Here is a 15,821-nt window from a genome sequence, read left to right as displayed (position 1 = left end):
GGAAGACCCGGGATTCTTTGCGAATTTCGGGTCTTCGTGTTGCCTGCTTTCCCGTGATCATTCAGGAGCTTCCGCCATGAGCCTCAACGGCCCGTCACTCACAGGGCTGCGCCGTGCGCTCGCCGGAGACCAGACCTTCGCCCGGGTGCAGGCTGAAGCGTCCCGGAGCTTTGGATCCCGCAGCGAGGACTACCAGATCAGCGCGCCGGCCGGCCTGCGGGCGGCCCTGCTGGCGGAAATGTCCGACGGCCTGGCGGCGCTCGGCACCCCGGACGGAACCCACGACGGCGGTGCGCCCCTGGTGCTGGCCGTCACCGCCACCGGTCGCGAGGCGGAAGACCTCACCGCGGCCCTGCGGGCCTATCTGCCGGCCGATTCGGTGGCTGAATTCCCCAGCTGGGAAACCCTTCCGCACGAGCGGCTGTCCCCGCGCTCGGACACCGTGGGCCGCCGCTTGTCCGTACTGCGCAGGCTGGCACACCCCGAGACAGCCTCCGGCGGACCGCTGCGCGTGGTGGTTGCTCCCGTCCGGGCGGTGGTCCAGCCGATCGTGGCCGGACTGGGCGAACTGGTTCCCGTCACGCTGCGGGTTGGCCAGGAAGTCCCTTTCAGCGACGTGGTGCGCAGCCTCGCCGACGCCGCCTACGCCCGGGTGGACATGGTGACGCACCGCGGCGAGTTCGCGGTCCGCGGCGGCATCCTGGACGTCTTCCCGCCCACCGAGGACCACCCGGTCCGGGTGGAGTTCTTCGGTGATGAGGTGGACCAGATGCGCTGGTTCGCCGTCGCCGACCAGCGGTCCCTCTCCTCGCCCGGCCTGCACCACCCCACGGAACTGCATGCCCCGCCGTGCCGCGAAATCCTGATCACCCCCTCCGTGATGTCCCGGGCCGCGACGCTGAAGGCCCAGCTGCCCGCCGCTGCCGACATGCTGGAGAAGATCGCCGGCGGCATCACGGTGGAAGGCATGGAATCGTTGGCCCCCGTCCTGGTTGATTCCATGGTCCCCTTCGTGGAACAGCTGCCCGCAGGGTCCATTTCCGTGGTGATCGAACCGGAGAAGGTCCGCACCCGCGCCCATGACCTCGCGGCCACCAACGAGGAATTCCTCGAGGCGGCGTGGTCCACGGCGTCCGACGGCGGCGTCGCGCCTTTGGCGCTGGACACCGTCCTGACTTCGCAGGCCTCGGCCGCGCTGCATTCGGCCAGCTTCCGCTCGCTGACTGAAACCCGCAGCTCCGCCCTTGGCCAGGAAGTCTCGTGGTGGTCCATCACATCGCTGGCCACTGACGAAGAGCTGACACCGGACATCAACGTGCTCAACCTGCACGCCCGGGAGCCCCGCGGCTACCAGGGCGACGTGGCCGAGATGATGGAGTTCATCGGCTCGCACGTCCGGGACCAGTGGCGCATCGTGGTGGCCACGGAGGGCCCCGGCCCGGCGCAGCGACTGGCCGAACTTTTCCACGACGCCGACATCCCGTGCGCCCGGGTGGACTCGCTCACTGACGAACCCCAGGCCGGCATCATCGAGGTGACCACCGCCGCCGTCGGACGCGGTTTTGTCCTGGACGGTCTCAAACTGGGACTGCTGACGGAAGCGGACCTGCTGGGGCGCACGTCCGCCGGTTCCACGAAGGACATGCGCCGCATGCCGTCCAAACGGCGGAACGCCGTGGACCCGCTGCAGCTCGTGGCCGGGGACTCCGTGGTGCACGAACAGCACGGCATCGGCCGGTTCGTGGAGCTGATCCAGCGCCGGGTGGCCGGCGGAGGTGACGGGGTGCGCGAATACCTGGTCCTGGAATATGCCCCGTCCAAGCGCGGAGCCCCGGGTGACCGGCTCTTTGTGCCCACCGACCAGCTGGACCAGGTCACCCGGTACGTCGGCGGGGACACCCCGGCGCTGAGCAAGATGGGCGGCGCGGACTGGGCCAGCACCAAGTCCAAGGCCCGCAAGGCGGTCAAGGAGATCGCCGGCGAGCTGATCCGGCTCTACTCCGCCCGGATGGCCTCCCGCGGCTACGCCTTCGGCCCGGACACCCCGTGGCAGCGGGAACTGGAGGAGGCCTTCCCGTACGTGGAGACCCCGGACCAGCTGACCACCATCAATGAGGTCAAGGCCGACATGGAGCGCGAGATCCCGATGGACCGGCTGATCTCCGGCGACGTTGGCTACGGCAAGACCGAGATCGCGGTCCGCGCCGCGTTCAAGGCCGTGCAGGACGGCAAGCAGGTCGCCGTGCTGGTGCCCACCACGCTGCTCGCCCAGCAGCACTACGAGACGTTCACCGAACGGTTCTCCGGCTTCCCGCTGGTGGTGAAGCCGCTGTCCCGCTTCCAGAGCGGCAAGGAGGCCAAGGAAACCGCCGACGGCGTCAAGAGCGGTTCCGTGGACGTCGTGATCGGCACGCACCGGCTGCTGTCCAAGGACTTCGGCTTCAAGGACCTCGGCCTGGTGATCGTGGACGAGGAGCAGCGCTTCGGCGTCGAACACAAAGAGGCGCTCAAGAAGATGCGCACCAACGTGGACGTCCTGGCCATGAGCGCAACTCCGATCCCGCGCACCCTGGAAATGTCCCTGACCGGGATCCGCGAGACCTCCACGCTGGCCACTCCGCCGGAGGAACGGCACCCCGTGCTGACCTACGTGGGCCCTTACACGGACAAGCAGACCTCCGCGGCGATCCGCCGCGAACTGATGCGCGAAGGCCAGGTGTTCTTCGTCCACAACCGGGTGTCCACGATCGACCGTACCGCGGCGAAGATCCGGGAACTGGTCCCGGAGGCGCGGGTGGAGGTGGCGCACGGGCAGATGTCCGAAAGCCGGCTGGAACAGATCATTGTGGACTTCTGGGAGAAGCGTTTCGACGTGCTGGTGTGCACCACCATCATCGAAACCGGCCTGGACATTTCCAACGCCAACACCCTGATCGTGGACGGCGCGGACAAATACGGGCTCTCCCAGCTCCACCAGTTGCGCGGACGAGTAGGCCGCGGCCGCGAACGCGCCTACGCGTACTTCCTGTACCCGTCGGAAAAGCCCCTGGGCGAGGTGGCGCTGGAACGGCTCAAGGCCGTGGCCGCGCACAACGAACTGGGCGCGGGCATGCAGCTGGCCATGAAGGACCTGGAGATCCGCGGCGCCGGCAACCTGCTCGGCGGTGAACAGTCCGGCCACATCCAGGGTGTGGGCTTCGACCTCTACATCCGCCTGGTGGGCGAGGCCGTGGCAGACTTCCGCGGCGAGGCCGAGGAAAAGGCCGCGGAAATGAAGATCGAGCTTCCCGTCAACGCCCACCTGCCGCACGACTATGTGCCAGGCGAGCGGCTGCGCCTCGAGGCCTACCGCAAACTGGCTGCCGCGCTCACGAACGAGGCCATCGACGAGGTCCTGGCCGAACTCGTGGACCGTTACGGCGAACCGCCGCTGCCCGCCCAGAACCTGATCGCCGTCGCCCGCTTCCGGGTGGGAGCCCGCGAAGCCGGGCTGTCCGACGTCGCCCTGCAGGGAAACTTCATCAAGTTCTCACCGGCGCAGCTGCCCGAATCGAAGACCATGCGGCTCAACCGCATGTACCCCGGTGCGCAGTCCAAGCCTGCCCTCGACGCGGTGCTCATCCCCAAGCCGAAGACCGCCAAAATCGGCGGCCGGGACCTGCAGGACGCAGAGATCCTGGAGTGGGCCAACGGCGTCATCCGGAACATCTTCGCTGATACCCCTGTATCTGCGACACCGGCGGTGAAATAAAAGAATGATGGGAGGACATCACGCCGCGTCGGGAGCCGCGGCGTGGGTAGCTATTGCGTCCACGGGGCCGTACACCCTGGGCTGGTACCCGCTGGACGCCACCGGAATCCTGATCGGCGGCATGGCGACGGCGGGAACGGCGCTGGTGTGCGACTGGGACCACCGGCACAGCACCGTGGCCAACTCGCTGCCGCCGCTGTCCAACGTGATTGCCGTGGGCATTGAAAACGCCAGCGGCGGGCACCGGCAGGGCACACACTCGGTGCTCGGGGCGGCCTTCTTCGTACTGCTCGCCATGCTGGCCGGGCAGATCCAGCTGCAGACGGACTGGGGACTGCTGTCCGTGGGCGCCGGCCTGCTCTGCATGTTCATGATCAACATCGCGGCGAAGGCGCTCAAAATGTTCCCGAAGGCCGGCTTCATCAGCAACTGGCTCTTCGCCCTGGCCATGGCCGGGCTGGTGACCTGGTTCGCGCCGGACCAGTGGACCTGGCTGCCTGTCTCGATGCTGACCGGCGTCGTGGTGCACATCGTGGGAGACATGATCACCACCGGGGGAGTGCCGCTGTTGTGGCCGATCGTGATCAAGCCGCCAAAGTTCCTGCGGAAACTGCCGGTGCTCAACGACGTCTGGAAGGCGAACGGGGCCTTTTCGATTCCGCTGCTGGGGCGGGCCGGCTCCAAGCGGGAATGGCTCGTGCTGATCCCGGTCAGCGCCTACGCCATGGTGGGAATGTGCGTGGCGGGCTGGGCACTGGCCAAGTCGCACTACCCGGCAGCGCTTGCGTTCGGAAGCACCCTGGTGAGCGGCCTGTTCGGCGCCGGCTAGCCGGTCAACTGCCTGGCCGCTGAACTGGCTGCCGCTTAAATGGCTGAAGCCCCCGGAAGATCCGGGGGCTTCAGCTGTCTCAGTCGTGGGTCCTAGTGCTCGCCGGCCGAATCCGAACGGCCCAGGACGGTCTGCGGGATCCAGAACGCCGCGGCGAAGAGGCCCAGGCACACAGCCATCGGCCACGGGTTGCCCAGCGTGAGGAAGGACAGCGAGTAGATGGAGCCGAGGAACAGGGCCATCATGATCACGAAAATGACGATGCTGACTGCAGGGTTGTTCTCGTTCTGAGGGGTCTTGGGGCTATCAACGGTCTTGGACATTCATTCCTCCTCGGCCCCGCAGGGCTCAAAACGCCCCGAAGGGCTCATAAACTGTGGCGCAGCCGGATCTGTCAGTACGCGGACGAACCCTGTTCGCCCTTGACGATCGCGATGCCGGAGCTGGCGCCAATACGTGTTGCACCTGCTGCAATCATAGCCTGAGCATCGGCCAGCGAACGCACGCCGCCGGAGGCCTTGACCCCGACATCGGGACCCACAGTCCGGCGCATGAGGGCCACGTCCTCAACCGTGGCGCCGCCGCCGTTGAAGCCCGTGGACGTTTTCACGAAGTCCGCGCCGGCCTCCACCGCCGCCTCGCAGGCGAGGACCTTCTGGGAATCGCTGAGCAGTGCGGTCTCGATGATCACCTTCAGGATGGCGTCACTGGCGTGCACAGCCTCGGCGACCGCCCTGATGTCGTCCACCAGCGCACCCTTGTCATTGGCGCGGGCGGCGGCAATGTTGATCACCATGTCCACCTCGTCGGCGCCGTCAAGCACGGCGCCCCGGGCTTCGAAGGCCTTGACGTCGCTGGGCGTTGCACCCAGCGGGAAGCCGACCACCGAACAGGTCAGCACGCCCGAGCCCTTGAGCGCGGTGGTGACGGTCTTGACCCACACCGGGTTCACGCAGACGGACTTGAAATGGTATTCGGCAGCTTCGGAGCAGACCTTGAGGATCTCCGCTTCACTGGCCTCCGGCTTCAGCAGCGTGTGGTCGATGAAGGAGGCTATTTCTGCCGGGGCGGTGGCCGCCCCTGCTGCTGCGTCAGGCATTCCGGGCGCGGTGGCGTCGTTGCTCATGGTGGTCCTTCCTGGGTGGGCCTGCCGGGCCTCGTGGGCAACAGGCTCCGTGTTCGGCGTGGCTTCTCAGGTGACCATCTTGCCATAACGGCGTTAGGCGGCAGCGGGGACAGCTTCCTGCAGGGTTGCCTGCATGAGCTGGGCCGCGCAGGCGCCCGCCGCCGAGCCGGATGCGACGAGGAGCCCGAGGCGTACGCCGTCGAACGAGGCGGCATCGCCGATGGCCCAGATTCCCGGCACGGACGTCCGGAAGTCCTGTCCGATGGCGATCCCGCCGTTTGCTGCGGTGGCAAGGCCTGCGCTGGCTGCCAGCCCGTCCCGAGCCACCCGCTCCTCGGCGAGGACCACCAGGTCGCCGTTCATGCTGCTGCCGTCGTCGAAGACAATTCCGGCGGCGGGGAGTGCGGAGCCGGCCAGCGTCGGAACCACCGATGCAGGCCGGAGAGTGGTGCGGATGGGCCGCACCCCCCGTGCACGCAGGACCGCTTCCGCCTGGCCCGCCTCGGGGCCGGTTCCCACCAGGATTCCCAGCGGCCTCCGGCCTAGGACCCGGGTCACTTCCTTGACGGCGTCGCCGATCCGGGCGGCGTCGTCGATGGTGGAGTAGCTGAGGCAGCGGCTGGCGCCGTCCACGGGAGACAGGGCCGGGGCGGAGCCGGTGGCGATCACCAGCTGGTCGTAGCTGAATTCCATGCCGTCCGCGGTGGCCACCATGCGGTTGGCTGCATCGATGAAGCTGGCCGGCTGGCCGAAACGGATCGAAACCTGGGGGAGCGCCGCGAGTTCCAGGAGCTCGGACGGGGCGTCGTCGCGGTTGCTGAGCACCGTGATGCTGCCTGCGAAGCGGGACCGGTCCAGCTGGCCCACCAAGGCCCGGGCAGCCGGTCCGGCGCCGGCGATGACCACCCGCGGCGACGCGGACGACGCCTGGAACGTGGCGGAGGAGGAGGTGGACGCTGCCGGAGCGGACATGTGAAGGCCCTTTCGCTGGTGAGACCCTTGTTTGGCCTGGTGTTGGTGATGGGATCCAGCGTAGGCTGACGGTTTTTCGCGGGTGTTTCCCGGTTGTTGCCGGAATGTCCCTCTACGTTCGATGGTGTTTACCGGGCGGTAACAAACGTGTCCGGCCACACAATTCAGCCATAGCGGCGGAACGCCTCCCGGAGTCCTCCGGCGGCCACTTTCGCGACGACGGCGGCCCGGTCGCCGGGCCCGTGGACACCGGCCGGCTCCACGGAGGCGATGAGGGCAGCCGCGTCCGCCAGGCCCATGGTGACCGGAATATCCAGCAGCGATCCCACAGTGAGCCGGGCCTGCCTGGTGTCTTCCCAAGCGTCCGGCCCCGGATCGTCGTGGAAGACCCGGGCCAGGGCCAAGCGGTGCCACGCGCCGCCGGCACGGACGGAAGCACGGTAGGTCACCGACCCGCCCCGGACGTCCACGCTTCCGCCCGCCAGGAAAACCCTCGGTCCGAAAGGCGCGTGGTCGAGGAAACCGGTGAGCCTGGCCGGTGCCGCTGAAGGGTCGAGGGGGAGTGCCACCGTGACGGTGAGCCGAGCGTCCCGGCCGCCGAACCGCTCCGTGAAGCGGATGCCGGCCGGCGGTTCGGCCATGGCCGTGCAGGAGGGGTCCTTGGGCAGGCCTTCGGCGGTCATTCCCTTGAGGTAGCTGCGGGCGTCCCGGTAGCCCATCCCGATCAGCGTGTCCGCATCGATCCGGTTCAGGTAGAACTCCGGATCCAGGGGCAGGGGATTCTCCGGCTTGACCACGTGGAGGGTGAAGTCCCGGCCTGCCGCCTGCGCGGCTTCGAAGTCGGCCAGGAGGGCGCCCATGGCGCTCATCTCGATCATGTGGACGTACTGTTCCAGCGGACCGTCGCCCCAGTATCCCGTGTTTCCGATGCACCAGACCAGCCACACCTCATCGGCCCCGCGGCGGAGGGCTTCGGCCACGTTGGCGTCCCGGACCCAGACAGCATCCGTCCAGATCTTCCCGTCGCGCCGCAGCGGCGTAAGGAAGATGGGCAGTGACATCCCCGCCGCCATGAGCTCGGCATCCACGTCACGTGCGTCGATGGCGTGGCAGCGTTTCCCGGTGAACTCCACCACGTTGAAGGTGCCTTCGACGGCGCCCGGCAGGGCGGCGCGGCGCCGGATCTCGCCGTCGTCGATGCCGAGGGCCGGGAAGACCTTGCCGAGCAGGCCGTCCGCGTCGCCGATTGCGGGCAGGGACCACGGCCCCTTCACGTACTCGCCCAGCGGCAATGCGGAGCCGAAGTCCTTGACGTTGACCCCCGACCAATTCCGGCACATGTCCTCGGGGGAGACCCCGGAGAGCAGCATGCCCGCCGTCAGGATGCCGCCGGACGTCCCGTCCACGTGGTCAAAGTGCAGCCCCTCTTCAGCGAGTGCGCGCACCACCCCCGCCTGCCAGGCCACGCGCATTCCGCCGCCCGCCAGGACCAGCGAGCGCTTCACTGCCGGCTCCCAGGTCCGTGGTCACGGGCGCCGTCTTCCCAGTAGATCCGGCGCAGGTAGATCAGGCAGAGTGCCGCCGTCGCCAGGTCGAAGGCCGCCACCCCCAGCGCCACCGCCGCGAACACGCCGTTCAGGACGCCGGCCGCGACGGCGGCGCAGGCCCCCGCCTTCTGGATGCCGGACCACAGCAGCACTTCCCGGGCCGGCTTCGGGCGCAGCAGCGTGTGCAGCAGGAGTCCGCCCACCACCACCATGAACATACCCACCGTGGCGAACAACTGGCGCGCCGCCGTCGTCGGCTCCGCTCCCAGCAACTCCAGGACGGTGCCCCCGAACGGTATCTGGACCGCACCGGAAAAGACGGTGACGACGGCGATCGCGGCCAGGACGGCGCGCAGCGGATCAGCCGCGATCCACGTGCCGATGCCGGGGACGTGCGCCCCGGACGGGCGGGCAGCCCCGCTCATGCGAAGGCCTCCCACAGCCGGCCCCTGTCCACGAGCAGCCAGACGATGGCCAGCCAGGTGAGCGTGGAGACGTAGAAGCGGATGTCGTTGAGCAGCATCCACCGCCGCAGCAGGGAGCGCAGCTCGGCGTCGTCGGCGAAGGTCCCGCCGCGGATCCTGACGTTGATGGGAATGATCAGTGCCTGGCCCACCACGGTGAGGACGATGATCCCGGCGAGGCAGAGCACCGCCGGGATGAGCCGAACCGTCCCCCACTCCGACCAGACCAGGATGATGCCGGAGATGAACATCGGCGGCACCACCACGGTGAAGAACTTGGTGGCCTGGCGGGTGGGGATGCCGAAGTGCATGTCCACGTTGCCCCGGTCCAGGGACTCCCACGTGGGATAAAGGAAGAACTTCAGGACCCACATGGTCCCTACATACATGGTGGCGCCGAACAGGAAATACAGCGCGTTCAGCAGCAGGAGCCAGTTCACGGCGTGCCTCCGCTGCGGGCGGTGTCTTCGCCGCGGGCCCCACCGCCCCGGGCGGTGACGCTGCGGTCCGGGGCGGGCAGCCATTCCTGGCCCTGGCCCAGCCCAGCCACCGATTCGAGGGGATCGCCGCCGGGGATCCTGGCGGCGTCCCCGGCGGTTGGGGCGGTCAGGAACCACGCCTCGTAGTGGTCGTCCAGGATACCGTGTGCTTCGGGGAGGTAGGCGGTGAACACCGGTTTGTCCGCCGGCTGGAGGGATCTGAGGGCGGCCACACCGGGCGCATCGCCCAGCACCAGCCGGGCCTTGGCGTCGCCTCCCAGCGCGATGTCCCCGGTGGCTTCGAAATAGATGTCGGATTTCATCAGCATCCCGCGGAAGGCGCAGTAGTTGGAGGCGGCGAGCTTGAGCGGAAGGCCCATCGGCTTGGGGCGTTCAATCTCGATGAAACAGCCCAGCTTTCCGCCGTCGTCGTACTGCGCGGAAACGGCGGCGTCGGTGACCACAAAGTCCAGGTTGGCCTGGTGCTTGGGCATGCCCCAGATGCCTTTGCCGCCTTTGACGGAGACCTCGGTGCTGACCGGCAGGTCCACCACATATTGGCCCAGCCCGAACGTCTTTTGGAAGACGAGCGGCAGGAGCGGGGGCACCGCGCGGGAGCCGTGCGTGACGGCGATCGCCAAGGAGTATTCGATGTATTTGCCGATGTCCGTCGATCTGTAGTTCACCACGGTAACCACCAGCAGACCCTTGCCGCCGAGGCTGAACGGCCGCAGTTCCGTGCCCGGCAGGATTGCCGCGGCGGCCCGCTTGTTGATGGGGAATGCGGCCATCAGCACCGGGGAATCGTCCGAATTGACGGGCATGGAGTACTTGATGCCGTCCACCGTGGCATGCTGTCCGCGCAGGCGCTCCTGGCGGTGCGGCACGGGGGAGGGCGCCAGCCTTAGCAGGGATGCAGCCAGTCCGATGAGTTTGTTCATCTGTTCAGCTCCTTGATGATGATGGGATAGGTGTCCGCCCAGGCGCGGGCCCCAAAGAAGACGTCCAGGTGCCCGTAGCCGGACAGCAGGTGCAGCGAGTCCTTGCCGGGACGGTGGCCCTGGAAGAAGCTGAAGGTCCGTTCCTGGCTTTCGGGCAGGAAGCAGCGGTTGTTGCGGCCCGCCAGGAAGGAGAACCTGGCGTCCGTCTGCGGGGCTTCGGCCAGGAAGTTCGCGGGCAGTTCCGGGTGGTTCCCGGCGGCCACGATGCGCCTGGCCAGCACGCTGCGGCCCATCTCGGACAGGAACGTGAACGGGACCTCGGCAAACTCCCCGCTGATCCAGTCGTGGGTGGCCTCGTCCAGGTTCTCGTGTGACCACAGTGCGGGCCGGCCGCTGCCGTACGTGAAGCTCACCAGCCGGCAGACCAGGTTGTCGCATTCGCGGTGGGTGGCCTTGACCATGGACCTGAGGACCCGGGAGAAGTACCCGTTGGACTTGTAACCCCACGCCGGGGACAGGTACGGCGTGAACGGCTTCAGCAGCTCCGCCAGGTAGGTGATTTTCACCACCGACCACAGCGGAATCACGGGATGCAGGGACACGGCGTTGGAGACCACGGTGTCCACCCGGGGGAGGAGGCCGGCAACGGCTGCCATGGTGAAGGAGACAGACCCCTGGCAGTGGATGACCGCCTTCAGGGTTTCGGCGCCGGTCGCCTGCAGGACGTAGTCGACGGCGGCGGGGTGGTCGTACACGGCGGCATCCCCGAGCGTCCAGGAGAGCGGTTCAAAGTCGATGGACGCCCGCCAGTTCAGGAGCCAGACGTCCCAGCCGTCCTCGAGCAGGGCATCCACCAGGGTCCGCGGCAGCGGCGGGCGGAACAGCTCGGCCCGGACCCCGGCCCCATGGACCAGCAGCACCGGCCCCTTCTCCGGGGCTCCGGCGTCGGGCGGCACTGCCGTGGTGACGTGCACCAGAGTCAGGGGCGTGCCGTCCCGGGCAGGAAACGGGATGACTTCCGTGACGTGGTCCGCCCGGGTGACGGTGCGGGGGCTGTTCATGGCGGAAATCCCTCCCTGGCAATGGTCACCGGCGGTTCGAAAAGCCGGAGCGGCGGCAAGCCGGCTGCCGGCACCGGGCGGAGGCCGCCGTCGTCGTTTTCCGTCAGGGTCCAGTCCCGGCAGATGCGGTCCACCGCCACCGGATAAACCGTCAGCGTGCCGTCCGCGGCAATCCGGATCCGCAGGAAGCCTTTATGGTCCTCGATGGCCTGGCCGGACATTGCCCACGCGGCCACCTCACCGCCGGGCGTGCCCAGGATAAAGAAGGCGAACGCCTCGCTGCCTGCCGCGAAACCAACAACATAGATGATGGCGAGCACCAGCCCGAGACTCAGGAATGGCGGCCAGTCTCCGGGCCAGGGGATGAGGAGTACGACGGCGATCCCCGCCGCGAGTGCCGAAAGTTGCCAGAGCGCACCACGGGAAACGGTGAACCCGGCGCCGTTTTCCTGCGGTTCCCGGCCGAAGCCGAGTGCAGCGCCGAGGGTGGACAGCAACAGAAGCAGCAGCAACGGGACGGCGGTGATGGCCAGCGCGAGGAATCCGGTGTTGCCTGCCCTGAGGCTGAGCAGGCTTTCTACGAAGGACAGGCCGCGGAACGCGCTGAAGACAGTCCAGAGCGTCAGGGCAGCAACCACGTGCGCAGTGCCGAGCGCCGAGCCGAACCCCGGGTTCCGCACCGGGAGCCAAAACGGGGAGAGGGGATTGGCCAGGCGTCCCCGGAGGCGCCGGGACTCCGCCCGGCCCGGAAACGTCCCGGGAGCCAGGACAAAGCGCCGGCCGGTGCCAGGGGCACGAACCGGGGGTGGCGACGCAACCGACGGTACCGCGGCGGGAAGCGTCAGCTCAGCCGGGAGCCCCTGCGCGTCGGCCAGGAACGCACCGCCCAGGCCGCAGGTGATGAGCTGGGTCCGGCGGGGATCTGCGGCGGCGGCCGGGCCGTCTTCAGGGTTCTGGCCGTGCGTCGTTTCCTCATAGCGCGAGTAGTGGTGCAGGTCCCCGGTGAGCCACAGGCGCACCGCGGCCCCGGTTGCTTCGAAGGTGCCGGCACGCCGGTTGAAGCGGCGGCGGAGGTAGTCCTGCTCGAAGAAATGCACCTGCCGGAACGCATCGGAGTCTTCGGCGCCCTGCACCCAATACGGGGCGGCCACGCACAGAATGATGGCGTCGCCCGGCAGTAGCCGTGTGGTCACCGTGTTGTAGAAGTAATCCAGCTGCGGCTCGTCGATGTACTGGCCCAGCTGGCTGTCCAGTCCCACGAGCCACCATCCGGGGGCATCATCGCCGCCGGTGAGCCGGACGGCAAAGTAGCTTCGCGTCTGGACGGTCCGCCAGCCGCCGATTTTCCGTTGCCGGGTGAACAGCCGGATGAAGGATGTCAGGCCGTCGTACCAGTCATGGTTGCCGGGGAGGGCCAGGAGCACGCCGGCGCCGCCGGGGGAACGACCGCCGGGCAGCGCCGTCCGGTAGGGCCCCACCATGCGGTCCTCGTAGGCGGCCGGCGACGCCACCGGGTACACCTCGTCGCCGCCGAGTACCAGCACCGTGCCGCGCGGCAGTTCATGTCCCTCCACAACGAGCGACTTTTCGGCCAGCAACGACGCCACTGTGTAGGTGGAATCAAAGCCGTCCCCGAGGTCGGCCGTGAAATCGAGCCACAACGCTGCAGGGGATCCGGGCAGGCCAAGGTCCCGGACCACGGGCTGCGCGGGCTGGCCGGGCGCGGGCAGTCTGTCCAGGTCGAGTTCGTACCGGGGAAAGCCGCCCTCCAGTTCGCGTTTGTCGCCGAAGTCGGCGAAGACGGATGCCAGGACAACCCTGACCGCGGTCCTGCCCAGCTGGGCCGGGGCGAGCCAGCGCACGGCGTCCCGGGGAGTGAAGCCAAGTCCGTTGCTGTGCTGCGCCAGCTCACTCCGCTTCATGCCCCATGGCCCTTCATCGCCGGCCGGGAACCTTGCCGGCGGAACGCCTGCCGGCCCGCAGCGGAGACGGGACACGGCCGTAGACCCGCCAGAGTTCACCCAGGAACAGCCTGCCGAAGGCGGCAAGGGCGCTCGCCGGAGCCGGACCCACCGCGCGGAATGTGGTCAGCTGGCGGGCGAAATCCCATGGTCGGATGTACAGCATTCCAGCCCCCGCCACCGTGGCCGAGTTTTTGTCCACATCGAGGGGGTTCCGGGGCGCGGAAGTCTCGTTATCTGGACGAAAACTCGGGGCAGTGGCAGTGGGAGCGACCGGGTCCGGAGGCGGAACATGCCCGCGCAGGACGGTGACGTACAGCGTGGTGGTGTCACCCCAGACGTCGAAGCCTGCATCGTTGCGGACGTCCTTGTAGCCCACAAAGGTCAGCGGAGTGCCGCCCGGATCCCGCAGCCAGAGCCGGTAGAGCATCTTCCGGCCGGCAGGTTCAGGACCGTCCTTGACGAAGAGGTTGAACCAGCCGCGTTCCACCGGGAGGCGGCCGCCGAACTGGTCGGCGAGGACATACCCTTCCGCGGTGGCCGGATGGAGCGGGTCCCGGACAAACGCCTTAATATCCGTGGCGGTAATGGTGAGTTCGAACATCATCCGACGGCTGCGGTCGCGGCCCAGGCTGCCGCCGGTCACGGGTTCGGCCACTCCGGCGCTGAACCATCCGTGCATCTGTTCGGTGAAGCTGACGGATGTGGGGCCCGTTTCGGCGGCCTCGGCTTCCTCCTCGATTTCGGCCTCCTGCAAGGCTTCGCTGGCGGTGGGCCCGGCGGCTCCCGGCAGTCCCAGCCCGCGGCTGGCGACGCGGGGGACAAACGTGCGTTCCTCTTCCGGCGCCCTGGCACCCTTGGTCGCGTCCGGCACCAGGGCGCGGAGTGGGCCAGGGCCGTAGGGGGAAGCAGCGTAGCCGGGAGCTGGGAGGCCTGCGGCATCCGGCCCGCCCGGCGCCATGTCCCGCTGTCCGTCCCCGCCGGCTCCCTCGAGGATCCGGTGGCAGGCACGTTCGGCAAAGGCTGCAATGGTCAGGGCAGGGTTGGCCCCCACCGGTCCGGGCATCGCGGCGCCGTCCACCACGTGCAGGCCCGGGTATCCAAAAACCTCGCCGTACGGATCGCACACGCCTTCGCTGCTGTTCCGGCCCGCCGGAGCGCCGCCCAGCGGATGCACGGTGATGACCCGCTTGCTCCACCAGAGCGGATTCTGCTTGAAGCTGCCGCCCAGTTCCTTGGCGATCGCCTGCATCGTGGCCTGCATCCGGCCGAAGTACGCAGCCGAGGTGGCGAGGGTCCAGTTGATGGCCAGCCGGCCGCCCTGGAGGGTCATCACGCCGTCCGGTATGTCCCGGCCCATGCCGAGCAGGGGCACGGACGACGCCGAGAGCCGGCCGTCGCCCAGGGCGGCAGCAAGGTCGGCGGAGATGTTGGAGCGCTGGGCGTGGAAGAGCCTGTCCTTGAGGAGTTGGACCATCACTTTGCCGGCGCGCTTGGCCACCTGGCGGAACTGTCCGGTCTCCAGGAGCCAGTTCATGAACGAGGGGTAGCCGGCGTCTTCGATGTAGTACCCGCGGCCCTTGCCGCCGTCGCTGGAATCGGCGGTGCGGATGGCCGTGGTGATCACCGGTCCCATGCTGCCCGAGAGGGTGCGTGTGACGCCGTCGGGGTCCTTGGCGTCCAGGACGAAACCCAGCAGGTCACCGTTGCCGCTGAACCGGGTGCCCAGCGCCGCGCTGAGCGCGGGCAGCGACGCACGGTTGCGCAGCAGCAGGAAGGTGGTGCCGAAGGTTCCGGCGGCGAGGATGAGCCGGCGGCAGCGGATCACCCGTTCCTGCAGGAGCCCGGGTGCGCCGTCGTCGGGATCGTGGATGACGTAGCGGACTTCATAGCCGCCTCCGGGCAGGGGCCTGATGCCCCGGACGTCGTGGCGGGTCCGGATGTCGGCTCCGGCGGCCTTGGCCGCGGACAGATAGTTGTGGTCCAGCGTGTTCTTGGCGCCGGTGTTGCAGCCGATGTCGCATTCGCCGGAGAGCGTGCAGGTGGTGCGCACGGTGCCGTCCCCGTGGATGCTTCCGTACGGCGCGGGGGCCAGCGCCTGGTTCCTGCCGGGGGCGGCGCCGGGCGAGGGGGAAAAGGTGACGGCGATGGGCGGCCGGGTGATGCTGAGTCCGAGGGCCCGGGCTGCCGTTTCCATGGCCACTGTCTTCGGCGTGTCCTGGTAGGGATAGGGCACCGGGCGGAGCATGGCCTCGGCGGCGTCGTAGTAAGGATCGAGGTCCTGCCGGCTGAACGGCCAGCTTTCGTAGCCGCCGCCGGGCACCGGGGATTCCTGGACGAACCAGTTCTCGTCCTTGCGCAGCAGCACGTTGGCGTAGATGAGGGAACCGCCGCCCAGGCCGCTGGAGACGATTCCTTCCAGGCCGCGGAAGGTCCACGCGTCAAACAGCCCGTAGAGCCCTTTGTCCGGATCCCAGAAATTGCGGCCCATCTCCGATGGCGTCCGGGCGAAGCTTCCCGGCGGATACGCCTTGCCCCGTTCCATCAGGACCACGGACTGGCCGGCGGCCGCCAAGCGGTAGCACGCTACCGAACCGCCAAAGCCGGATCCGACCACCACGGCGTCCACAGACTCCGCGGGATCATCGTCGCCTTCCACCACCGGTTCCACGCAATTCCTCTCGGAAGAG

The 15,821-nt window shown here is 68.3% G+C and carries 12 protein-coding genes; 2 read left to right on the top strand and 10 right to left on the bottom strand.

Annotation, left to right across the window (positions count from 1 at the left end; translation table 11 throughout):
- Window positions 1-76: 76 nt before the first annotated feature.
- A complete protein-coding gene (gene mfd / locus AC1DRE_RS11675; RefSeq protein WP_476984793.1) occupies window positions 77-3,751 on the top strand; it encodes a transcription-repair coupling factor in 3,675 nt (1,224 codons plus the stop codon).
- Window positions 3,752-3,755: 4 nt separating this feature from the next.
- Window positions 3,756-4,580: a metal-dependent hydrolase gene (locus AC1DRE_RS11670; RefSeq protein WP_476984792.1), complete on the top strand. Its 825-nt coding sequence runs from the start codon at window positions 3,756-3,758 to the stop codon at window positions 4,578-4,580.
- Between the two features lie 92 nt (window positions 4,581-4,672).
- Here AC1DRE_RS11670 and AC1DRE_RS11665 read toward each other — a convergent pair whose 3' ends face one another.
- The 10 genes from AC1DRE_RS11665 to AC1DRE_RS11620 all read right to left on the bottom strand — a co-directional run bounded on the left by AC1DRE_RS11665 (window position 4,673) and on the right by AC1DRE_RS11620 (window position 15,802).
- Window positions 4,673-4,903, bottom strand: a complete 231-nt coding sequence (locus AC1DRE_RS11665) for a hypothetical protein (protein WP_104172667.1) — start codon at window positions 4,901-4,903, stop codon at window positions 4,673-4,675.
- A gap of 71 nt (window positions 4,904-4,974) precedes the next feature.
- Window positions 4,975-5,706, bottom strand: a complete 732-nt coding sequence (deoC, locus tag AC1DRE_RS11660; RefSeq protein WP_364120197.1) for a deoxyribose-phosphate aldolase — start codon at window positions 5,704-5,706, stop codon at window positions 4,975-4,977.
- Window positions 5,707-5,799: 93 nt separating this feature from the next.
- Window positions 5,800-6,678: an FAD-dependent oxidoreductase gene (locus AC1DRE_RS11655; protein ID WP_476984791.1), complete on the bottom strand. Its 879-nt coding sequence runs from the start codon at window positions 6,676-6,678 to the stop codon at window positions 5,800-5,802.
- 164 nt (window positions 6,679-6,842) lie between these two features.
- Entirely contained in the window at window positions 6,843-8,183 is a 1,341-nt protein-coding gene (locus tag AC1DRE_RS11650; protein WP_476984790.1) for a patatin-like phospholipase family protein, read from the bottom strand.
- Window positions 8,180-8,650 (bottom strand): hypothetical protein, encoded by a 471-nt coding sequence (locus AC1DRE_RS11645; RefSeq protein ID WP_476984789.1) that lies wholly within the window; start codon window positions 8,648-8,650, stop codon window positions 8,180-8,182. Before AC1DRE_RS11645 ends, AC1DRE_RS11650 begins: the two co-directional genes overlap by 4 nt.
- Window positions 8,647-9,129: a hypothetical protein gene (locus tag AC1DRE_RS11640; protein WP_476984788.1), complete on the bottom strand. Its 483-nt coding sequence runs from the start codon at window positions 9,127-9,129 to the stop codon at window positions 8,647-8,649. Before AC1DRE_RS11640 ends, AC1DRE_RS11645 begins: the two co-directional genes overlap by 4 nt.
- The gene (locus AC1DRE_RS11635) at window positions 9,126-10,109 is read right to left on the bottom strand and encodes an acetoacetate decarboxylase family protein (protein WP_476984787.1); all 984 of its coding nucleotides are present in this window, start codon (window positions 10,107-10,109) and stop codon (window positions 9,126-9,128) included. The genes AC1DRE_RS11640 and AC1DRE_RS11635 overlap by 4 nt, the downstream gene beginning before the upstream one ends.
- Complete coding sequence (locus AC1DRE_RS11630) at window positions 10,106-11,170, bottom strand: alpha/beta fold hydrolase (RefSeq protein ID WP_476984786.1); 1,065 nt, start codon at window positions 11,168-11,170, stop codon at window positions 10,106-10,108. Before AC1DRE_RS11630 ends, AC1DRE_RS11635 begins: the two co-directional genes overlap by 4 nt.
- Window positions 11,167-13,092 (bottom strand): hypothetical protein, encoded by a 1,926-nt coding sequence (locus tag AC1DRE_RS11625; RefSeq protein WP_476984785.1) that lies wholly within the window; start codon window positions 13,090-13,092, stop codon window positions 11,167-11,169. The genes AC1DRE_RS11630 and AC1DRE_RS11625 overlap by 4 nt, the downstream gene beginning before the upstream one ends.
- A gap of 13 nt (window positions 13,093-13,105) precedes the next feature.
- Window positions 13,106-15,802, bottom strand: coding sequence for a GMC oxidoreductase (locus AC1DRE_RS11620; RefSeq protein ID WP_476984784.1), 2,697 nt, complete (start codon window positions 15,800-15,802; stop codon window positions 13,106-13,108).
- Window positions 15,803-15,821 lie beyond the last annotated feature (19 nt).

It is taken from the genome of Arthrobacter sp. P4_H3 (assembly GCF_056400885.1).
This window is presented reverse-complemented; position numbering and strand designations above follow the sequence as displayed.

Excerpts from the sequence above, each read along its gene's own strand:
- mfd (WP_476984793.1), top strand. The coding sequence starts at position 77 with ATGAGCCTCAACGGCCCGTCACTCACAGGGCTGCGCCGTGCGCTCGCC.
- deoC (WP_364120197.1), bottom strand. The coding sequence starts at position 5,706 with ATGAGCAACGACGCCACCGCGCCCGGAATGCCTGACGCAGCAGCAGGG.
- AC1DRE_RS11630 (WP_476984786.1), bottom strand. The coding sequence starts at position 11,170 with ATGAACAGCCCCCGCACCGTCACCCGGGCGGACCACGTCACGGAAGTC.
- AC1DRE_RS11645 (WP_476984789.1), bottom strand. The coding sequence starts at position 8,650 with ATGAGCGGGGCTGCCCGCCCGTCCGGGGCGCACGTCCCCGGCATCGGC.
- AC1DRE_RS11665 (WP_104172667.1), bottom strand. The coding sequence starts at position 4,903 with ATGTCCAAGACCGTTGATAGCCCCAAGACCCCTCAGAACGAGAACAAC.
- AC1DRE_RS11655 (WP_476984791.1), bottom strand. The coding sequence starts at position 6,678 with ATGTCCGCTCCGGCAGCGTCCACCTCCTCCTCCGCCACGTTCCAGGCG.
- AC1DRE_RS11670 (WP_476984792.1), top strand. The coding sequence starts at position 3,756 with ATGATGGGAGGACATCACGCCGCGTCGGGAGCCGCGGCGTGGGTAGCT.
- AC1DRE_RS11635 (WP_476984787.1), bottom strand. The coding sequence starts at position 10,109 with ATGAACAAACTCATCGGACTGGCTGCATCCCTGCTAAGGCTGGCGCCC.
- AC1DRE_RS11625 (WP_476984785.1), bottom strand. The coding sequence starts at position 13,092 with ATGAAGCGGAGTGAGCTGGCGCAGCACAGCAACGGACTTGGCTTCACT.